At 36.7% G+C, this 21,632-nt stretch carries 18 protein-coding genes, 1 tRNA gene and 1 pseudogene; 4 read left to right on the top strand and 16 right to left on the bottom strand.

Annotation, left to right across the window (positions count from 1 at the left end; translation table 11 throughout):
• The first annotated feature begins 543 nt into the window (after positions 1 to 543).
• A complete protein-coding gene (locus tag AAGD66_RS01490) occupies positions 544 to 1,407 on the top strand; it encodes an Rpn family recombination-promoting nuclease/putative transposase (RefSeq protein WP_182320143.1) in 864 nt (287 codons plus the stop codon).
• Between the two features lie 370 nt (positions 1,408 to 1,777).
• Here the strand turns inward: AAGD66_RS01490 and AAGD66_RS01495 are convergent, their stop codons facing one another.
• The 8 genes from AAGD66_RS01495 to rpsD all read right to left on the bottom strand — a co-directional run bounded on the left by AAGD66_RS01495 (position 1,778) and on the right by rpsD (position 6,581).
• Positions 1,778 to 2,893 (bottom strand): FtsW/RodA/SpoVE family cell cycle protein, encoded by a 1,116-nt coding sequence (locus AAGD66_RS01495; protein WP_264339356.1) that lies wholly within the window; start codon positions 2,891 to 2,893, stop codon positions 1,778 to 1,780.
• Positions 2,890 to 3,606 (bottom strand): bifunctional demethylmenaquinone methyltransferase/2-methoxy-6-polyprenyl-1,4-benzoquinol methylase UbiE, encoded by a 717-nt coding sequence (ubiE, locus tag AAGD66_RS01500; protein WP_264724116.1) that lies wholly within the window; start codon positions 3,604 to 3,606, stop codon positions 2,890 to 2,892. The genes AAGD66_RS01495 and ubiE overlap by 4 nt, the downstream gene beginning before the upstream one ends.
• Before the next feature lie 53 nt (positions 3,607 to 3,659).
• Complete coding sequence (lipA, locus tag AAGD66_RS01505) at positions 3,660 to 4,523, bottom strand: lipoyl synthase (protein WP_264724115.1); 864 nt, start codon at positions 4,521 to 4,523, stop codon at positions 3,660 to 3,662.
• A complete protein-coding gene (gene rpmB / locus AAGD66_RS01510; RefSeq protein WP_006279619.1) occupies positions 4,516 to 4,830 on the bottom strand; it encodes a 50S ribosomal protein L28 in 315 nt (104 codons plus the stop codon). The genes lipA and rpmB overlap by 8 nt, the downstream gene beginning before the upstream one ends.
• A gap of 37 nt (positions 4,831 to 4,867) precedes the next feature.
• On the bottom strand, positions 4,868 to 5,209 hold the full coding sequence (locus AAGD66_RS01515) for a DUF721 domain-containing protein (RefSeq protein ID WP_010082513.1): 342 nt from the start codon (positions 5,207 to 5,209) through the stop codon (positions 4,868 to 4,870).
• 430 nt (positions 5,210 to 5,639) lie between these two features.
• On the bottom strand, positions 5,640 to 5,840 hold the full coding sequence (gene iscX, locus AAGD66_RS01520; RefSeq protein WP_007552114.1) for a Fe-S cluster assembly protein IscX: 201 nt from the start codon (positions 5,838 to 5,840) through the stop codon (positions 5,640 to 5,642).
• 30 nt (positions 5,841 to 5,870) lie between these two features.
• Positions 5,871 to 5,957 (bottom strand) — tRNA-Leu (locus tag AAGD66_RS01525).
• Between the two features lie 9 nt (positions 5,958 to 5,966).
• Entirely contained in the window at positions 5,967 to 6,581 is a 615-nt protein-coding gene (gene rpsD / locus AAGD66_RS01530) for a 30S ribosomal protein S4 (RefSeq protein ID WP_010962555.1), read from the bottom strand.
• 113 nt (positions 6,582 to 6,694) lie between these two features.
• Between rpsD and tkt the strand changes: the two genes are divergently transcribed.
• Together tkt and AAGD66_RS01540 are read left to right on the top strand one after the other, a co-directional pair.
• Positions 6,695 to 8,746: a transketolase gene (gene tkt / locus AAGD66_RS01535; protein WP_265024660.1), complete on the top strand. Its 2,052-nt coding sequence runs from the start codon at positions 6,695 to 6,697 to the stop codon at positions 8,744 to 8,746.
• A 215-nt stretch (positions 8,747 to 8,961) separates the two neighbouring features.
• Complete coding sequence (locus tag AAGD66_RS01540; RefSeq protein ID WP_264724113.1) at positions 8,962 to 9,084, top strand: hypothetical protein; 123 nt, start codon at positions 8,962 to 8,964, stop codon at positions 9,082 to 9,084.
• Between the two features lie 25 nt (positions 9,085 to 9,109).
• On the opposite strand, the gene AAGD66_RS01545 is transcribed toward AAGD66_RS01540, so the two are convergent.
• The 7 genes and pseudogenes from AAGD66_RS01545 to dcd form a co-directional block, all read right to left on the bottom strand.
• A complete protein-coding gene (locus tag AAGD66_RS01545) occupies positions 9,110 to 10,846 on the bottom strand; it encodes an ankyrin repeat domain-containing protein (protein WP_265024659.1) in 1,737 nt (578 codons plus the stop codon).
• Positions 10,843 to 11,702 (bottom strand): IS630 family transposase gene (locus AAGD66_RS01550; protein WP_341814422.1). Its coding sequence is split into 2 segments (ribosomal slippage): positions 10,843 to 11,378 and positions 11,378 to 11,702, totalling 861 coding nucleotides; the frame shifts between segments, so codons are not numbered across the junction. The genes AAGD66_RS01545 and AAGD66_RS01550 overlap by 4 nt, the downstream gene beginning before the upstream one ends.
• Before the next feature lie 33 nt (positions 11,703 to 11,735).
• A complete protein-coding gene (locus AAGD66_RS01555) occupies positions 11,736 to 12,524 on the bottom strand; it encodes an ankyrin repeat domain-containing protein (protein ID WP_341814496.1) in 789 nt (262 codons plus the stop codon).
• Between the two features lie 132 nt (positions 12,525 to 12,656).
• A pseudogene (locus tag AAGD66_RS01560) lies at positions 12,657 to 13,820 on the bottom strand (multidrug effflux MFS transporter).
• Positions 13,821 to 14,003: 183 nt separating this feature from the next.
• On the bottom strand, positions 14,004 to 14,870 hold the full coding sequence (locus tag AAGD66_RS01565; protein WP_264724107.1) for a hypothetical protein: 867 nt from the start codon (positions 14,868 to 14,870) through the stop codon (positions 14,004 to 14,006).
• Between the two features lie 57 nt (positions 14,871 to 14,927).
• Positions 14,928 to 18,152: a glycoside hydrolase TIM-barrel-like domain-containing protein gene (locus AAGD66_RS01570; RefSeq protein ID WP_341814497.1), complete on the bottom strand. Its 3,225-nt coding sequence runs from the start codon at positions 18,150 to 18,152 to the stop codon at positions 14,928 to 14,930.
• A gap of 353 nt (positions 18,153 to 18,505) precedes the next feature.
• The gene (dcd, locus tag AAGD66_RS01575) at positions 18,506 to 19,063 is read right to left on the bottom strand and encodes a dCTP deaminase (protein WP_006280485.1); all 558 of its coding nucleotides are present in this window, start codon (positions 19,061 to 19,063) and stop codon (positions 18,506 to 18,508) included.
• Positions 19,064 to 19,203: 140 nt separating this feature from the next.
• Here dcd and AAGD66_RS01580 point away from each other — a divergent pair, with 140 nt between their 5' ends.
• A complete protein-coding gene (locus tag AAGD66_RS01580; protein WP_264724103.1) occupies positions 19,204 to 20,220 on the top strand; it encodes a substrate-binding domain-containing protein in 1,017 nt (338 codons plus the stop codon).
• A gap of 79 nt (positions 20,221 to 20,299) precedes the next feature.
• Here the strand turns inward: AAGD66_RS01580 and AAGD66_RS01585 are convergent, their stop codons facing one another.
• On the bottom strand, positions 20,300 to 21,499 hold the full coding sequence (locus AAGD66_RS01585; protein ID WP_265024656.1) for a hypothetical protein: 1,200 nt from the start codon (positions 21,497 to 21,499) through the stop codon (positions 20,300 to 20,302).
• Positions 21,500 to 21,632 lie beyond the last annotated feature (133 nt).

The raw sequence follows: 21,632 nt of genomic DNA on the forward strand, positions 1-21,632 counted from the left end.
CCTTATGTCTTCACAACATTTCTAGGTTTTTACCTATATAAGCTGAAACGCGCTTATAAGTCGTTTAAGACAGTATAGTACGCCAATTTGCAGGATTAGAGAGTGACAACTAGCTAACACGGGGTTTCTTTTGCCTTTTTTTCTGCTTAGTAAATTTCTTAAACATTTAAACTAAGGTGAGTTGCATTTAAAAGCAGCTAAATTGCAGTGTTTAAGACTTAAAAAACGCCAATACTGAAAATAGACAATGACTAGGGCTTCTTTTGCCTTTTTTTTCGTTTGGTAAATTTCTTAAGTATTTATGGCTAAACGACAATCGTCATCCCGCTACATGTTAGCGGGATCTATGTTAAGGTATGACGGTTAAGTAAGGGATCTATGTTAAGAGATACCGCGGCGGTATGACGGTTCGTGGCGGCGTGACGATAAGCTCGTCATCCCGCTACGTGTTAGCGCCGCGGCGGTATAGCTATACTTAAAAATATGGTTGAATAGTTGTTAATAATAGTGTATAATTATTAATCTTTTCTCAGTATTTTTACTATGGCTCTTTCTAAATTTCTCGATCCAAAGTTAGATTTAACATTTAAGAAAATCTTTGGCACTGAAAAAAATAAGAATATTCTTATCCATTTTTTAAACGATATTTTAGGATGTACTGAAGTCAACACTATACAAGAAGTAGAATTCTTAAGCACCATTATGGACCCTGAAATTGCTTCTGATAAACAAAGCATTGTTGATGTTCTTTGCAGGGATTCTAGTGGAAACAGGTATATAATTGAGATGCAGCTCACTCGTGATAAAGGCTTTGAAAAACGCGCACAACTTTATGCTGCTAAGGCTTACTCAAGACAAGCTGATAAATCTGGTAAATACGTTGATTTAAAGAAGATTTTCTTTATCGCGATTTCAAATTGTACCTTATTCCCTGATAAGCTTGACTATATATCTAGCCATACCATAAGAGATGAAAAAACCAATGAGCATGACTTAAAAGATTTTCAATTTATCTTCATAGAGCTGCCAAAATTTCCTAAGAGTAGAGAAGAACAACTAGAAAGTGTAGTAGACCGTTGGCTATTTTTTTTCAAATATGCAGATGAAACAACGGACGAAGATCTCAGAAAAATTGCGGAAAAATCACCAATAATAAAGCTAGCATATGATGAATTAGATAAGTTTCACTGGAATGAAAAAGATCTAGTAGCTTATGAAGAAAGAATAATGGATCTGCGCAAAGAAGAAGCCATTCTTGAATATAGACTTGATCTTGCTAAAGAGGAAGGTAGAAAAGAGAGGGAAATTGAAGTCGCAAAGAATCTACTTAAAGCAGGTGTTTCTTTTAATATTATAGCTCAAACTACTGGTCTTTCTATGAGTGAGATCAAAGAATTGCAGAATTAAGTGTGAATGGTTACGAAAAATATAAGTTTTTGCGATAAACGACATAGTGATGTATTTGTTGTTCAGCATGTCAGTGGAATATTTTCTGGTATCTGTTCAGATGCATGGCTAATGCTGAAACAAAAATTCCAGTGCTCCTTTTTTTGTCATCCCAGTCTGGGATCCAGATTGGGCACTAAGTTGGTAAACACGAAAGCGCTTTACAACGTTTTTGATGGAACTGTGCAAAAGGACTGGATACCAGTGTCAGCTACTTGCATGACACCCATTTGTTCCTATAGTTGCTTTTCTCGTCTACCTTATTTTGCCACTCATCTGAACAGATACCCATTTTGGAGGGATACCAATAATAGTTGTGAGCGGTACAAGTTTAGTCCATATACCTTCCAAGCATAACACGCTCACGAAACTTTAATGCGATAGCTTGGTTTCTACTGAAAGACAGCATTATGCCAAGTGCGATGCTCGAAGATAAAAGAGAAGAACCACCATAGCTAAGTAACGGCAGGGTTATGCCGGTGGTTGGAAAAACACTCAATGTTACCCCTATGTTTATTATGAATTGTGTGATGAATTGAATTGAGATACCGAGAATCACCAACAGATTAAATAATTCATTTTCCCTATATGCAATGTAAAGCAAGCGGGCGGAAATGATGCCAAATAACATCAATGTGGCTAAGCACGTAATCAAACCAAATTCTTCTGCTAAAACAGAAAACACAAAATCTGTATGGCAATCAGGAAGAGAGGCTTTTACGCTACCTTCACCAGGCCCAACTCCAGTTAATTGACCTCTTTTGAATGCTTCTAATGATTTTGTGACTTGAAAGTTATCGCGCTGCGTAAAAAAGACAAAATTGTAAATCCTTTGCTTTATATGCGGGAGGCATAAGTAAGCTATTGTAGTTCCAGTTGTGGCCATTCCTATTATGCATAGAAAGTATAAAAATGGTATACATGCAATAAACATTTGACCGATAAAAGAATATGTTAAAAGCATAGACATACTGAAATCAGGTTGCAAAAGTAACAACACAAAAACTAACAGAAATATTATGATTGATATGTGTATTTTAAACTTCATTTCGCTGGCCAAGATACTAGCTATAACAACAGAAAAAAATGGCCTTACGAACTCAGATGGTTGAACAGAAATTTTGACAATATGTAACCATCGTTTCGCACCTTTTACCTCTATACCAAGTATTATCGCAATTGCTACTAGAATAGTAAATAAAATGAAACCTGCGAACGAGAGGTTAAGTATAGTTCTTGTGTTGAGAAAAGAAAATGTTACCAAGGTAATTAGTGACAGGACTATATAAATTGTGTGACGCCGTATAAAATAATCTTGTGGTAAAGAAAGACGCTGCGCAATTACAGGGCTTGCTGAATAAACAAGAATGAAGCTTATAGTGAGCAAAAAAAACACTGGAAGGATGAGATAATAATCCAGCGTTCTATACCAGAGTTTAATATTCATTTTGTTCCAATGTGTAATGCCACTATTCCATAGCTCATATTATGAAACTCAACATTCTTAAAGCCTACCTCTTCAATTTCCATTTTAAAATCAGCCTGAGTTGGAAATTCTCTGATGCTCTTCACTAAATATTCATAAGAACTCTTGTCTTTAGCAACTATGCTGCCAATTTTAGGAATTACTTTAAATGAATATAAGTCATAAAGTTTGGTAAATATCTCATTTTGATAGTGCATAGGGGCAAATTCTAAGCAGATAAATTTCCCATGTGGTTTTAATACCCTGTGCGCCTCATTTAAAGCCTTCTTGCGGTCAGAAACATTTCGAATGCCAAAAGCTATTGTGCAATAATCAAATTCGGAGTCTTCAAATGGTAAACTTTCTGCACTTGCACATACCCAATCAAAATTAATTTGGTTTGAATTTATAGCTTTATCACGTCCTCTGCTTAGCATGTTTTGATTTATATCGCATACTGTAACCTTAGCACTTGGCTCTTTTCTTACTATTCTTATTGCTATATCTCCAGTTCCTCCAGCAACATCTAAAACCTTAGAGTTTTTTGTAAAATGCACACTATTTACCATCCTATCTTTCCATAATCTGTGCATTCCGAGGCTCATTATATCATTCATGGTGTCGTAGCGACTTGCCACGGAATCGAATACCTCTTTAACTAATTGCGATTTCTTCTTGATTTTTATAGTAGACATTACGTAAAAACTCCTTTATAATTAGTAAAAATTAATTTGAATTAACACAAATGTCAACGACAAGCCTTGAGCCTGTTAAAATCTTCTTCAGCGTGGTATGATGACCGAGTTAGTGGGCTTGATGCAACCACTAGGAACCCTTTGGAGTAAGCGATATATTTATAATGCTCAAATTCCTCTGGGGTAACATACCTATCAAGTTTTGCATGTTTTGGAGTTGGTTGTAGATATTGACCAATTGTAATAAAATCAACCTCAGCACTGCGCAAATCGTCCATAACCTGCAGTATTTCCTCTTTTGTTTCTCCAAGACCAACCATAAGCCCTGACTTTGTGAAAACTTTAGGATTAATCTGCTTTACCATCTTCAGTAAATATAGTGAATGAAAATAGCGAGCTCGTGGTCTTATTTTTGCATACAATCTCGGCACTGTTTCAATATTGTGGTTATAGACATCAGGTGATGCAACAGCGATTGCTTCAAATGCTCCTTTCTTATTTAAAAAATCAGGAGTTAAAATCTCTATTGTTGTTTCTGAAGTTATCTTTCTAATTTCTTCTATGCACTGTATAAACTGATTTGCGCCACCATCTGGCAAATCATCACGATCAACGGAAGTAATGACAACATGTTTTAAGTTTAACTTTTTTATCGCTTTTGCTAAATTTTCTGGCTCATGAGGGTCTAGTTTATCAGGAATGCCAGTTGCAACGTTGCAAAATGCACAAGCACGAGTGCAAACAGAACCAAGAATCATCACAGTAGCATGACGTTTATTCCAACATTCACCAATATTTGGACATGCAGCCTCTTCGCACACTGTATGCAAGTTATGCAGTTTAACGATGTTTAAGGTCTCATTGAATACTTCACCGGTCGGAGCTTTTGCTCTGAGCCATGGAGGCTTACTATGCATCTGAAACTGCTAACTCTACCTCTTGCTTTACTAAAACTTTTTTCAACCTTCTTTTTATCTTCTGCGCTTTCTCACTTAGTTTAATCGTTCTTGTGTTGAGCAAAAAAGCATCTAAATCACCTTTGTAATCTATAGTTCTCAAAGTTCTTGTTGCCACACGAAATCTAAACTTTTTATTCAATATATCACTTGTTAACGTAACCTTATGTAAATTTAAAAGAAAGGTACGCTTTGTTTTACGATTCGAATGTGATACCTTATTACCAAAAGATTTTTTTCTATTTGTTAATTCACAAACTCTACTCACTTCAATATACCAAATTATTCTATGTACTTAGATTACCTTATATAGTCAAATAGTCAATACTCTCTTGCTTAATTTTTATACCATATACTGCTTTATAACCAAAAAATATCGTAATTTTTTCTATTATAAGAGAAATCATATGCTGAATTTCCAATGCTTTGCTGCCATTTGTTACTACCAGATGCAACACACCCGAATTTATATTCTGTGCATATGAGATCTTTTTCGGTTTTGTACACTCTGCTATTTCTTTCCCTACTATATTTCGCCAGTTTAAAATAAGACGTATTTCATTTTTGCTAATCTTATTTTTCATGCATTTTAATGCATAGTTTTCTATTATAGACTTTAATTTTTTTGGACCGCTACGTTTGAGCATTTTTCTGTTTTTTTAGTAGGTAGATAATATAAAAGTATACATATAACTTGAGATTTTGTCATTACTGCTACATGTTTGTGAGATACCGTGACGGTATGACCATAATCGTCACTCCGCAACGCATATTGCATAGTCGTCATTCCGCCGCGGAATCTAGCCCTGGTCACGCTACTTAGATGACAACCTTCTAACTGCTTTACAAACCTCTAGCCTCACACCGTAAAAGCAGTATTTTTATGCAAAACTTATCTCAACGTAGCACTTGTCAAGATCGTTCCATTCAAAAATTTTTGTTTTGCCTCATAATTAACCTTATAGCTGTTTTAATTGTAATTAGTTAAATTATTATTAACTTGCCAGGCTAGATCCAAAAAATAGCATAATCAATATGCAAATTGTAATAGAAATCACGTTTGCGTATGGTTTATTGCTATGCGGTTAATCTTTCCTCAATCCAAGCTGCTTGAATAGCTTCGAGTATTTTTTCGTTACAGCGTTTTTCATCATCATCAAATTCCTCTAAACTCAAGACCTTTTTTTTAAGCTCAGTGAATCTGATACTAATTATATTCTCATTTGGAAATTTTTCCTCCAGAGCTTCCACAATATCTTCTATATCAAGCCATTTCATACTTTTTTGTATTTATCTGCTAAGTTAAATTGGTGCCCATGGGGAGACTTGAACTCCCAAGGTCGCAAAACCCACGGATTTTAAGTCCGCTGCGTCTACCGATTCCGCCACACGGGCTTTTTTTATCTATCTAGAGTAAAACTCTACTACTAAATTGACTTCCATGTCTGCTGAATAAGGAACCTCAGAATATTGAGGTGACCTCAAATACTTCACTGAATGCTCTTTACTATCTGCTTCTAAATAATCCGGAGCCTTGCGCTCTTGTTTTTGTTCAGCCTCTACTACTACAGGGATTTTTGCTGCCCTTTCTCTTATTTTTATTATATCACCTGGCTTCACTCGATAACTCGATATGTTAACCACCTTATCATTAACTGTAACGTGCTTGTGAGATATGAGCTGCTTTGCTGAGTAAATTGTTGGAACAAGACCAGAGTGGTATAAAACAGAACTTAATCTCGATTCTAAGATACCGATAAAATTATCAGCCGTATAACCCTTTCTGTTATAAGCATCTAAAAATGTACGTCTGAGCTGCTTACTTGAAATCGCATAGTAAAACTTAAATTTCTTATGCGCAGCAAACTGCTTACCAAAGTCGGATAACTTCTTGAATCCAAGAATACCATGTTGACCTGGAGGGTATTTCCTTTTGTTTACTGGGTCTTTAGCTCTACCCCATAAATTTACACCAAGTCTACGGCTAATCCTATACTTTCTAGTGATAACAGTTGTCATATAAAAACTCTCACGATTCAACTCTAGATTATTAAGGATTTTAGCACTCAGTGTCAACTTGTTTTTGCTGGTATAATCTTTTATACTTCATTTTTAAGTTTTTCTATTAACACATGAATCATTCACATTTAAAATCTATGGCAAACGCCATCCGTTTTTTATCAATTGATGCAGTACAAAAAGCAAACTCTGGACACCCAGGTATGCCACTTGGCATGGCAGATGTTGCAACTGTTTTGTTTGCTAAATATCTGAATCATAATCCTGATGATTCTAAATGGTTCAATAGAGATCGCTTTGTTTTATCAAACGGCCATGGGTCAATGTTACTATACTCAATATTATATTTGACAGGTTATATTAGCATAGATGAGCTAAAAAACTTCAGGCAAATGAGATCCAAGACCCCAGGTCATCCAGAGTTTGGCTTGACTTCCGGGGTAGAGGCAACGACAGGCCCTTTAGGGCAGGGGTTTGCCGCTGCTGTTGGCATGGCACTTGCTGAATCGATTCTTAAAGAACAATTTGGAGATAGCTTAATTAATCACTACACTTACGTGATGCTAGGGGATGGCTGTCTTATGGAAGGAATAAGCCATGAAGCAGCATCACTTGCTGGGCATCTTAAATTGAATAAGCTTATAGCTCTTTTTGATGATAATGATATTTCTATAGATGGCGCTACTTGCCTTTCCTGTTCTGACGATGTAGAGAAACGCTTCTTAGCGTATGGATGGAATGTTGACAAAATTGATGGCCATGATTTTGATGCCATATCCCTTGCAATAGAGCAAGCAAAAAAGTCTGATAAACCTACAATGATCTGCTGCAAAACTATTATCGGAAAATTTTCAAGCCGTGCTGGCACATCCTCTGCTCACAGTGGTGCTTTTTCGGAGGAAGACATAAAACAGATGAGAGAGAAATTAAACTGGAATTATGAACCATTCCATGTACCAGAAGATGTGAAAAATGCCTGGAAGAAAACTGTTGAGAGAGCAAAACAAAACTACACGATGTCATTCCAGCGCGTGACCAGGAAAGAAGAAAAAGAATGGATCCCAGTGTCAAGCACTGGGATGACAGAAGAGAATGCTGGGATGACAGGGTATCATGCAGAACTTCAAAGACGGTTAGATAAACATCTACCAGATAATATCGCTGGTGTTTTAGCTGACCTGAAGAAACAAATATGTGAGCTAATGCCAAACGAAGCTACACGTTCTTCTTTCGGCATGGTAATGGAACTTTTAACACAACATATGCCGGAATTAATCGGCGGTTCTGCTGATCTTACCGGGTCAAATTGCACTAAATATAAGCACATGCAGGTAATAAATAGCAATAATTATAGTGGCTCTTATGTCCACTATGGAGTGAGAGAACACGCTATGGCAGCTTGTATGAATGGTATGGCACTTCACGGCGCGATTCTTCCTTATGGCGGCACTTTTTTGGTATTTTCTGACTATTGTCGTCCTGCTATACGTCTTTCAGCTCTGATGAAGCAGCAGGTTATGTATGTCATGACTCACGACTCAATTGGAGTGGGAGAAGATGGCCCAACTCATCAGCCAATAGAGCATTTAGCCTCTTTGCGTGCTATACCAAATCTATATGTTTTTAGGCCAGCCGATGCAGTTGAAACTCTGGAGTGTGTTAGCATTGCACTCGAAAAGAAAGAATCTCCAGCACTGTTTGCGCTCTCAAGGCAAAACGTAAGTTACATGCGCAAGTTCTACTCTGATATCGATCAATCTGCTAATTTATCGAAGTTTGGTGCATATATTTTGTGTGAATGTTCAAAAGAATTAAAAGTGACGATATTTGCTACGGGGTCCGAGGTTGAAATTGCAGTTGAAGCAAGGGAGAAATTGCAGGAAAAGGGTATAGGTACAAGGATTGTTTCTATGCCATGCTGGAGGCTTTTTGACGAGCAAAGCGATGAATATAAAGCGGCAATATTAAATAATGACAGCATTAAAGTTGCAATTGAAGCCGGAAGTGAAATGGGTTGGCATAAATACATAGGTTCAAACGGTATATTTATTGGCATGAAAAGCTTCGGAGAATCAGCACCTTATAAAACACTTTATGAGCATTTTAATATCAACGCTGATCATGTGGTAAAATGTGTGTGTGAGAAGTTAGGTTGCATTCAGTAAACCTCTTGCATAACCATATGAAAGCCCACTCTTCTTTGTCATTCCAGCGCGTGACGTTATTTCCATCCAAGATGGTGTCATTCCAGTGCTCCTTTTTTTGTCATCCCAGTGCGTGACACTGGGATCTAGCCTTTATTATTTGGTTGAAATTAAGTCTTCTGGATCCCAATGTCAGCTACTTTCATGACATCATCATAAAGTAAAATGAGATCCCAGTGCGTGACACTGGGATAACAGGAGAAGGAGGCTACTTAGAGAGGATGTCATTCCAGCACTTGACACTGGAATCCAGTTTTCCATCCAAGACGGTGTCATCCCAGTGCTTGACACTGGGATGACACCTTTTCCGGTAGAAGATCACTATCAAATCACATTGCTCTGGTCATTATGATCACCATTATTTTGTTCAACTGATTGATCGACCCCAGGTGAAGAAGAATCATCATAAGGTTGTGTGTCAGACTTTTCTTCGTCAGACCCAAACAACCATGAAAAAAAACCACCAAAAAATGATGCAATTAATGAAAAAGGCTTCATAAGTATACTAAACAAACTACCAAAAAAAGAGCTCGGCTGTTCTTCTGTTTGTGCAGGTTCTGTGGAAGCAACAGGACCTACATCGTTGTCTTGTACATCAGTTCCTCGTTCTGCATTGGTGGTGCTGGTTTTTTCCCCTTCTTTGCTATTATCTGATTGTAGTTCAGTATCATCACCTACTCGTTTTTCTTCCTCTTGACCCCCTTCACTATCTGTCGATGATCCACCCGCTGAACCATCATCAGATTTTTCTGCTGGTTGCAATAGAGTTTTTATTCCTTCATCAGTGGCTAATTTGAAAGGAGTGTTTCCATGTTTATCTTCTATATTAACATCGATTCCATCTTTTCCCAATAGGGCTTCTACTGCCTCTTTATGGCCCTTTACAACGGCCCAATGTAAAGGAGTCTGTTCTGCAAGTTTATCTTTTATATTAACATCGATTCCTTCTGCTCCCAGTAGAGCGTTCAATACATTTATATCTATGTTGTCCTTTTTAGCAGCCAAATGCAAAGGAGTCCTGTCATCTTTATCTTGTGCATTAACATTGATTTCTTTTGCTCCCAGTAGAGCGTTCAATACATTTATATCTATGTTGTCCTTTTTAAGAACAGAATGTAAAGGAGTATCTTTATTCTTATCTGCTAAATTAACATCAATTCCCTCTTTTCTAAGTAGAGCGTTCAATACATTTATATCTATGTTGCCCTTTTTAAGAACAGAATGTAAAGGAGTATCTTTATTCTTATCTGCTAAATTAACATCGATTCCATCTTTTCCCAATAGGGCTTCTACTACCTCTTCATGGCTATTTTTAGCAGCACAATGTAGAGGAGTCTTTCCATCTTGATCTGTTGCATTAACACTTGCTCCTTGATTTATTAGATCGTTTACTGTATCGATATCACCTCTTCCAGCAGCCTTAAGTAATTCATCTGTGTTTTGTAATAGAGTTCGTATGTCTTGAGTAGTGGCTAAATCTAAAGGAGTGTCTCCATTTTCATCTTCTGCATCAACATTTGCCCCTTTGTCCAATAGAGCTTCTACTACCTCTTTATGGCCCTTTTCAGCAGCCCAATGTAGAGGAGTCTCTTTCTGCTGATTTGTTGCATTAACATCGATTCCTTTTACTTGCAGTAGGGCTTCTACTACCTCTTTATGGCCCCATACAGCAGCAATATGTAAAGGAGTCCTTTTCGACCAATCTGTTGCATTAACATTGATCCCTTTTACTTGCAGTAGGGCGTCTACTACATCTTTATGGCCCTTTTCAGCAGCCAAATGTAAAGGAGCCCTATCTCCATCTTGTGCATTAACATCGATTTCTTTTGCTCCCAGTAGAGCGTTCAATACATTTATGTCTATATTGCCCTTTTTAAGGACCAAATGTAAAGGAGTTTCGCCATATTCATCTTGTGCATTAACGTTGATTCCTTCTGCTCCCAGTAGAGCGTTCAATACATTTATATCTATGTTGTCCTTTTTAAGAACAGAATGTAAAGGAGTATCTTTCTTGTTATTTGGTAAATTATAGCATTTCTCATAATAGTCCGAACAGGTCATAGGAAGGCAGAATCAACAGCATGACGAAAGGATTCGAATAGAGGAATGTTTTTCCTGGCTCTGTTTTTTATAGCAAACCAATGATGCTCAATTTTGTTGAAATCTGGAGAATAAGGCGGCAGATACAAAATTTCTGCACCAACCCCTTTAGCAAGCTCGATAATCTTATCAGACTTATGAAAAGTAGCATTGTCAAGAATGACAGTCTGTCCAGGTTCCAAGATCGGTGTCAAAAATTGCTCAAACCATCCATTAAAAACATCCATATTACAGTGGCCTTCAAAGGTTAACGGAACAACTATCTTTCTTCCACTTAAGGCTGCAACCATACTGATTCGTTGAGTTTTCTTTCCAGATTTTAAGGCATAAAACCGCTGTCCTTTCTGGCAATATCCGTAGGGGTAGTCTTCGGTGTTATCAATGCCAGACTCATCTATATACACTAAGTTTTTAGGTTCTTTTGTCGCTATAATTTTCAAAAATTCAGCACGTTTTTCTTCGTTTCTTTCCTTGTATCCATATGTCTTTTTTTGCGCGTAAATCCAATTTTTTTAAGGGCTCGATAGATCGTTTGGATACTAACGTTGTTCCAAAGTTTAGCCATTTCCGATAGAGTCTTTCCTCCGTGTTCTCTGGCAAATTTGGCAAAGGTATCCCAGTCGGTAATTTTGTGATTGTAACCCCCATTTCCAAGTTTTTTTGATTGAAAGTCTCCTGTTTCTTTTCTTCTTTGCTGCCACTCCCATAAAGTAGTTCGTCCAATCTTAAATCTTGCTGCCACTGTTTCTCTGCTTTCTCCTTCGTCTAGCGCTTCCATTGCTTTTTTTCTTAAATCATAACTATATGCTGCTGGCATTCAACCTCCTTATCATCATCTACCCTTATCCTATCACATCCGGACTTTTATGGAAAGAGCTATAACATTGATTCCATCTTTTCCCAATAGGGCGTCTACTACCTCTTTATGGTTCTTTACAGCAGCTAAATGTAAAGGAGTTTCTTGCAACCAATCTGTTGCATTAACATTGATCCCATTTACTTTCAGTAGGGCTTCTACTACCTCTTTATGGCTCTCTACAGCAGCCCAATGTAAAGGAGTCTTTTGCGACCAATCTGTTGCATTAACATTGATTCCATTTACTTTCAGTAGGGCGTCTACTACCTCTTTATGGCCCTTTTCAGCAGCCAAATGTAGAGGAGTCTTGTTATCTTGATCTTTTACATTAACCTTTGCTCCTTCACTTATTAGACTGTTTACTTCCTGAATATTACCGCTTTTAGCAACCTCAAGTAATTTAGCTGTGCTTTGTAATAGAGTTTTTATTTCTTCGTCAGTAGTTAAAACTAAGGGAGTGTTTCCCTCTTCATCTTCTGCATTAACATTTGCCCCTTTGTCCAATAGAGCTTCTACTACCTCTTTATGGCCCCATACAGCAGCAATATGTAAAGGAGTCTCTCCTTTATCATTTTCTACCTTAACATCTGCTCCTTTGTCCAATAGAGCTTCTACTACATCTTTATAGCCCTTTTCAGCAGCGAAGTGTAAAGGAGTCTCTCCTTTATCATTTTCTACATTAACATCTGCTCCTTCACTTATTAGACTTTTTACTTTCTCAATATTACCTTCTAGAGCAGCCTTACGTAATTCAGCATTTATATCTCTGTTTGAATTGCTCATCCCATACCTCCTGTAAAACTATATTGTTATGATAAAGTCGTTAATAATCTATGAGCTCTCACCCCCTGTAAAATTATATTATCATGATAAAGTCATTAATAACCCATGAGCTCTGGATCACGCAAATAATGGTTATTCCCTGTGTTTTTCAGTACATTTGAGCTGGCTGTACATAAGAATCGCAATTGTAGAGCATGCTATTGTTAATAGTAAATTTGGTAAAATACCATAGCGAAAAAATTTTCCTACTATATATATTCCAATAGCCCCAAACATCATATTGCAGAATGAGAGGACTGCACTACCAAGCCCTATACCTTTGATCGTTTCTAAAGCAGAAGTTACGTTATTGCTTATTATTAATGCAAGTCCGATATTGGCTGGAATCCAAACAGTTTGAAGAATTAATATATTTAACTTGTCCGCGAAATAAAAATATACCAATAAACTATCGGATATTATCGGTAACACCAAACCTATTATTAGCATTTTGCTAACCCCTACTTTTGGTACATACCTTCTATTAATTAAAGTTCCAATTATGTAAAATATGACTATGATCGATATGAGGTAGCCAAAATACTGTACTTCAATGCCCATCGATTCAAATATGAACGGTTAGTTAGCAATGTATGCCCAAAGCCACATGAAAGTTAATCCATGAATGGCTGAAAACCCAAGGAAACGATAATTTCTAAATATTGATATATATTGCTTGAAGATATTAGTAGTTATGTTAGTTATACTGGTTTCATTTTTATTTACAGTGAGTGTTTCTTGTAACTTAAAGTAGATAAAAATAAGTATAGCAATTGCTGCAAGTGATATAATAAAAAACAAAAATTTCCAACTATACCCATGTGAAATTATATAACTGCCCACCACTGGAGCTATTCCAGGTGAGAGTGCCACAACCATATTTAATTTTGAAATGACTCTCGAGTATTCACTACCCGAGTACATATCCCTTATTGCTGCATACCCAACAACACCTGCAACACCAGCCCCTGTTCCTTGTATGAAGCGAATTAGTATCAAGAGCGCAATGCTGTCGGCTATATAACACATGACACTTGCCAAAGTAAAAATTGTCATACCAATCAGCATCATTGGACGCCTACCATAATGGTCCGATAATGGACCATAAATTAAGCCAGATACCGCAAATCCAACTAGATTTAAGCTAATTGTAAGCTGCACTACACTGCCTTCTACTTTAAAATAATTGGCAATGCTTGGTAGTGCAACTGAGTATAGGTCAGTTGCCATATCGACAATTGCTACAGACAATATCATAATAAGAGAGATGATATTTTGCGAAAGAGCTGTTTTCACTTAATGATTTATTGGTAAATATGCTTAATTATAATGTATTTTTTTCATTAGTATAAGTACAATGTTACATAGTAAACGATGTCATTCGAGTAGCGGACACTGAAATCTTAAGCTAAAATCATGAAAAGCCTGAATTTCAATACCTTATCTTTGATTATTCACTTTAAGCTTTAAGTCTTCAACAGAAGATGCATTTGCCTCACTTACTACCTTTAGTGGTTCACCAAGATTATGCTCTATTTTTATATTACGCTCAGGATCGTACTCTATTCTTGTATCAAACTCAAAGCCCAATTTCTCACAAAGTTTTTTGAAATACTCAATAAGCTTATTTATAATATAAGTAAGCTTATCAAACAAACCGTCATCACCAGCTTTATAGTCCTCTAACTCTTTAGGAATGGTAAGAAGTACTTTACCATCTTCATATGTTACATTTTTATCTTCACATTTCAGTTTAAACTCCGCTGAACTGCAAAAACCTGGTGTTTCGATATATGTACAATCATCATAGTTAAGCATTTTTGTATATTTCATGCTAAAACTAAGCTTTATACAATTGGGTTCACGACAATCCATAATATACTCTCTTGTCATACAGTTGCCTTGCGTTGACAAATGAAAAGATCCAAGAGCTTGATTCATATCATTAGGAAGAAAATGAGTATATCCGCCCTGATAATAGTTATTTATTAACTCCTCAATAATAGAGTTATTGGGAATTGTTGCACCAACGTGTTTAAACATTTCTGTAAAAATTTGTCTGAGAAATGGACGATAATTCCCTTTTCCGTTTTCATCCCGTAGAATTAGATTTTTATGGTTTGAATACAGATTGTTAATAAATTCGTTAGTTATTTTTTGTCCGTTAATAGCAAGGCCGTGTGTTCTATTAAGATCCTTATATGTTCCCTCACCAGAAATTACTTCGTCCCAAGTGTTAGCTTTGAAATCAGCATATTTGAGCTTCTTCACTTCAGCTTTCAACGCATTGACCATTTCCTTTGACATGTTATATCTCTACCATTAATACCTGTATATTAATTCTAGCACTTACTTTATTAAATTTCAATTACTAAATGAATTTATCACTTTCACTTCCGTATTTTCCAGCGAGTCACCGTAAGTCACTGCTTTTAGGTAAAACTTTTTCCCCATTTGCACTTCGAAAGATATTATTGAATCATCAAGTAGAACAAATTTTTCACCTGTGGCATGATCATATTCTTTAGTATCTTCTTGTCCTCTGATTAGGTTGCTAAGCTTATATTTATTTTTATCTATAAGTTCAGCATTCTGGAATTTTATTACCTCTTTTCCAACCAGTGCTAAATTTGAGTTTGCAATTGGGCTCGTGCTTGGCAGCTTACCAAAACGTAACACTACTATAAGCCCCTCGTCGGTAGATTCCATTACATATCCGTAAGTAGACTGCTTGTTTGTGCTTGCAATAGGCTTATAATCCTTATCGTTGTACGAAATAAAGAGTGTTGCTCCTTTCCAATTCTTTTCCTCGTTAATTAAAGTAAAGCTTGCGCTATTACCCTTAACATGCGGTAAATCTATCATTTCTATGATGGTTTTACTGATGTGAGAAGGAGGGTATTCCTTCAGCATAAGTGACCTTGTTGAAGGAAAAGAGAGCTTATATATAGAGCGATCATAACTAACACCACTTACTTGAATGGACATGCTTTCGAATTTCGTTTTTATAATTCTCACCGTATGTTTTTTCTCACTGTCTAAAATCGTTATTACATCACTTGGCACAAGCCACGCATATTTTATCGGTAGCTTGAAATTGTATATATTTCTCTCTTGCCACGAAGAATAAAGTAAAACCTCAGCGATATTTTGCGCCTCTCCCTCCTCCATAATGAGCGGTATTTCAACTGTTATAGCAGTGCCTTGCTTTGGCAACTCAGCATATTTAACATCAATTGGATAGCCAAAATTTCGATTAAAATAAACGACGTTAACTTTATTGTTTAAATCCAGTTGACTAATATTAACAAGTTTTGAATTGTTACTGAAAACCATTTCACCAATTGGTATTCCAGTCGTAACTCCCCTGCCCTTTTGGACAAATTTCAGTTTAGAGTCCTGTTCAACCACATCAAAAAAATAGCAACTTTGCAGCATTTTAATAATTGAACGTACCGATTGCTGGTCATTTATCACATACCAAGACAATAACCCTTTGACGTTGCTTGTATCGAACTGATCGCTTTTTAAACCTGTTTTTTGTAACAGATCCGATAAAACATCGGAAATATTAAGCTGTGAAAGCTTTCCCTGAATCCAATGTCCTGTCTGCCAATTATGGCAGTCAGTCCACATATCACATAAATTGGGAAAGTAAGGAAATGGCCTTGCATCCCACGCCCAGAGAAACATTTTTTCTACCATTTCCGAGCTTTGCCACTTTTTTAACGTTCCTTCAATTGCAATTTTTTGCGAAAGAAAGCTCACCTCTCCGTTTGAATATCGTGGATATTTGCTCTCTATGCTGCCTTTGTCAACAAACACATTTGGTTCATTAGTGCAGCCGTTCATACTGGGAAATCCATATTCAGTAAACCATATTTTTTTCATTTTTGGTTGCCATTTCGTTTTACTACCACCTGGATTTATGTGAGTTTCACTCCACCATTTTGCTATGTTTTTCCACGCATACCTGCTGTCGTTATACTTTACTTTTTCAGGCTCACCCTTTGAGTAATCATAGAAATAATCATACCCCACTCCACTGCTCCAACCACCCATTACATCTTCCGCGGAATAACCAAAAGGAGGCTCTGGCCCATCAGTCAGTGGAAAATAAGCATCTATGCCAATAACGTCGATGTACTCTGAAGACCAAAGCTCATCCATATTATACCAACCATCATATGAATGGTATTCGCTCCAATCAGCAGCGTAAGTTACCGTTACTTCTTTTCCAAGCTGAAGTTTTATTCGCTTTGCAAGCTTAACTAGCTCTATAACGGCAGGGTAATTCCCTTGTTCATCCCTGATTTTGGTAAGCCGCACAAGTTCAGAACCGATGATAAACCCTTCCACTTTAGTTTGTTTGGCAATGCTTGCATAATGCTCTATAAATTTGTTATATTGATTCTCAAAAAAATCACTTATATCCCCAGGAGTCCCGCTCAATTTTCCTCGCCACTCTTTGTTCTTTGTGTCAAGCAAGGGCATTGGATAGAGCATCACCTTGTAGCCTCTGCTGTGTAGCTCTTCTATATATCTTATTAGCGCTGCATCACTAACTGTGCCACCATATCTTGGGTTTCCACTCGCATCTTTTGAAATTAGCTGAGCATTATCTCTGGTACTACTTCCTACTTGCCAATCATCAGGTAATATTGCGGAATCATCTTGAAATTCAACTGCAGGGTATATTTTACAATCTTTAATGTTCAGATCATTCACAAACCAATTGACTACTACCGATACCCACTCAACATTTGGTAAATCTCCCTTTAATTGATCCAAAGAAAGCATTGCATCGCTCTTTTTAGTGTGGTTGTTGTGATTTACCCTTTGCGCCAGCCCATATGGGATATATTGGTTGCTGCTTATTTTCTCTTGCGCGATTTTCTTCTGTATTTTTGTATCATATACAAACTCTCCTGAGCCTGGTATTATATTGATATTCCGAATATTTTCTGCTATTGAAAATCCACTGGGTTTTAATGCAGTTCGCACTTCAAATGTAAATATCGGGACGCGATTGTTATAGTCTGCTAAAGGAAAATTCTTGATAACTATGTAAGATATTCCCCTATAAGCCGGCACATTCCCCTCTCCTTCAATTGATGACATAAATGGATCAGGATTTTGGTCTTCTCTGCCGCTGTAAAAAGTATAATCTATTTCATCAAAGCTAAGTGATGTTGTATCTGCCCAGATTCTGTTTAATTTTTCTACTTTCCCCTTGCAGATCGCAATTGCAAGCGTTGCATAGTAATTATATGTAACGTTCATACCTCTTCCAATTTTACTTTTGGTGGTTATCGCCTCTTCTTTTATTGGCTGCGCCCAAATAATGTTCCCTGCAACACGAGCAGTGCCATAGATAATTGGGATCGTTCTGGCGTAGGTTGAGGTTTGAACTTGCAGATTTTTTAGCCTCGCACCATGTGTTACTTTTTGCTCGGCATCAAGGCCAAACATTGCCCCATCTAGCTGTGCACCAAGAAGAGCACCGAGTTCTGAGCCGATAATCCGGCCAATTGGCCCAAAAATGCTGCCTGCTTGACCAAAAATTGATGATAAAATTATTGTAGACATAATGATCCTCCTTTTTGTTTCTATAGCTAATGTAGGCTCTACGTCATGCCGCAGCGGATAGATCCCGCTAACAAGCAGCGGGATGACGAGCTTATCGTTATGCCGCCGCGAACCGTCATACCGCGATTCATTCGCGGTATCTCTTAGCATAGATTCCGCTAACTAGTAGCGGAATGACGAATTTGTCATTTTACAGCCACTTGGATGACAATTTGCTACTAAATAGTAGCAAATTCAATAATTTACAATTAATAATTGAAGTTTTTAATTAAGAAAAGCACATGGTGTAGCTATAATTATTGTAAGCAACAATGAAAAAGTACGGAAGTGAAAAATTACCACTCTCATGGCAATCACTTCACCAGCGGCAAAGTGATACCATGCTGATTCATATATTTTCCTTTCATATCATCATATGATTTCTCGCATTCACTTTCGCCGCTTAAAAATACGAATTGGCATGCGCCTTCATTAGCGTAAATTTTCGCAGGAAGTGGAGTGGTGTTTGAGAATTCGAGTGTGACATGACCTTCCCATCCAGGTTCTAAGGGAGTAACGTTTACTATAATTCCACACCTTGCGTAAGTTGATTTACCAACACAAATGACCAGTACATTCCTTGGTATACGAAAATATTCCACTGTACTTGCAAGTACGAAACTATTTGGTGGAATTATGCATACATCTGTTTCCTTATCTATAAAACTATTCTCAGAAAAATTTTTAGGGTCCACGATAGCTGAATTAACGTTAGTAAAAATTTTAAATTTATTATCCACTCTTGCATCGTAACCATAAGATGATAGTCCGAAAGATATAACACCTTTGCTGCTTTTGTGATTCACAAAAGGCTCTATCATTCCAAAATTTTCAGCTTTTTCTCTTATCCATTTATCTGGCATAACTGCCATAATTGCCCCTTAAAGTTGTGTAATACTTACAATAATATAAAATAAAATTTAAATGTAAACTGTAGCTTTTGTCATGCAATTAAAGCTTTTCAGTTTGATTTTTGTTATAATAATTAGATTTATGTTCTTAACTAAAAATAATGCTTAGAAACTTTCTCCTGATTTTTGTATTCGTATTATTCACGCCGCTATCAAATGCTGATGCCAGGAAATACATCAGAATTGTTGGATCTTCAACTGTTTTTCCTTTTATCTCGTTTATAGCCGAAGAGTTCAACCGTGTATTCTCCTTTAAGACTCCAGTTGTGGAATCAATAGGAAGTGGATCAGGGTTCAAAATGTTTTGCTCAGGAATAGGGGAAGACACGCCAGACATCACCACTTCATCTCGCCCTATGAAGGAAGTAGAAAGAGAACTATGTAAAAGAAATAAAATTAATGAAGTGATAGAGATCATCATTGGCTATGATGGAATTGTCATTGCAAATTCAAATCAAAGCCATAGATTTGATTTCACAAAGAAGGACTTATTTGAAACTTTATCTGCATATTCTCAAGAAAATGATAAATTAGTAAAAAATAATAAGAAGTTTTGGTCTGATGTAAATCAAGCCTTACCAAAAACAGAAATTGAAATTTATGGTCCACATCAAAATACAGGCACATACGAAACTTTGGTTAATTCTATTATGCTTGATCAATATTCATGCATGAACTCGAGAATTTTCAAAGAGAATTATAAAGATCAGGAAGAAAGAAAGCAAGCATGTGGTAATATAAGGGATGACGGAAGGTATATAGAAGTTGGAATTAATGAAAACATAATAATACAAAAATTGAAAAGTAACAAGAACGCCTTAGGGATATTTAGTTTTAGCTTTTTAATGAGAAATCAAGATAAAATACAAGGGAGCACAATTGCAGGAATTGAGCCAACTTACGAAAATATATCATCGGGAAAATATATATTAGCAAGACCTCTATACCTTTATATAAAGAAAGAACACCTGGATACTGTTGATGGATTAAGAGAATTCATAAAAGAAATTATAGATTCGATCGGCATTGAAGATGGGTACCTATCTAGGCTTGGTCTAATTCCACTTTCAAGTGAAGATATAAAGAAAGCTTCAGCAAAGGTTTATGATATAACGTGACGGCAACGTTTCTTTTATATTCTTTGTTCTAGCGTAGTCAGACCCAGCGCGGCGCGCTGGGATGACAATGGATTACTAATTAGACAGTTCTGCGTTGTTGCAACACCCCAGAAACAACCGGGTCCGAGCTTTTCGTATTTGGGCTTTCTGATTTCTCACAAACTCCTCCAATATAAGCTAGTACAGCCAATGCTGAAACTGCTAAAACTTCTAAAACTAATGCAACTACAGGATATGCCAGCACATAGGCTGCAATAGCACCAACTACGCATAGTCCAACAACGCCCAGAGCGATCTTCCCTTTGTGTTCACTCCAGAAGTTTGTATCGTTTTTTTCTGGGGTTTTGTTGTCTGCAGTTGGTGCAGAGTTTACGGTGTTTTGATCTAGATCAGTGTCATCTATAAAGTTAAGATCATCATTCTCAGACGGATCCTGATTGATTTCTTGTGAAAATCGAGTCGCATACTCTTTATCCCATGCTATCTGATCATTAATCTTGGCATTATCTAGTTCATTTTTACTAAGTTTTTCCTCAAATTCTTGAATCAAATCTTGAAAGCATTGCTCACCTACTCCAGGTATTTTAGCAAAACGTTTTTGTGCACATGTAAGTTTATCCATTACATAGTTATTTCCATTGGGCTCGAACCCAAGGAGCCCTGGAGAAGCAGCATCAAACATTAATTTAAAGCTTTCTTTTATCTTTTTCACATCTTCTTGGTTCAATTCTCTATCATAGTTAACCAGCAGAGGATAAACTAAAAGGGCATCTACGCTTCCATCATCCCAATATACACATCGCTCTAAAACCCTTGCTGCATTTTCACCACAATTCTCTAATGCTGCTTTAACTTGATTAACATCAAGGCTTTTTATTGCATGTCTTAGTGCCATATCAAGAATTCCCATCTTGCACTCTTCCATTTCTTGAATAACTGTTTTAAGAGCAGGTATGTTATAAAGGCCAAATCCTTGAAAACTATCTATTGCACGACAACACAAAAAATCACGAGTTTCTTTATTAGCTTTCTGCCAAATTAGTTCAATGATCCCTACTTTAGTGCTAACGCTAGCATTAGAACAGTCAATAACATCATTTAAAATGGTACCTTTGTCACTAGTCAGAGTCCCCTCGTGGCTCAAAACTGCTTGTATATCCTTATGTTCCTTATGTTCCTTATTGTCGAGTACGTTCTGGACTTCTTGAAAATTGTCATTCCTGACTGCCTGTCTTAATGAACCTAGAATTTCTTCTTGTGCATCAGTTAATTCAACCATATCTTACCTCTAATAAAAATTTAATTATCACACATATTTACAAGTAAATCAAGTATATTGTTAATAACTGTTAATAAAGGCCAACAAAATGCTTGACGTTAGAGTAGCTTTTATGGCTTTGTATAGCGAGGAA

Source organism: Wolbachia endosymbiont (group A) of Dendrolimus pini (genome assembly GCF_964026835.1).
In the GTDB taxonomy this organism is placed as follows: Bacteria; Pseudomonadota; Alphaproteobacteria; order Rickettsiales; family Anaplasmataceae; genus Wolbachia; species Wolbachia pipientis.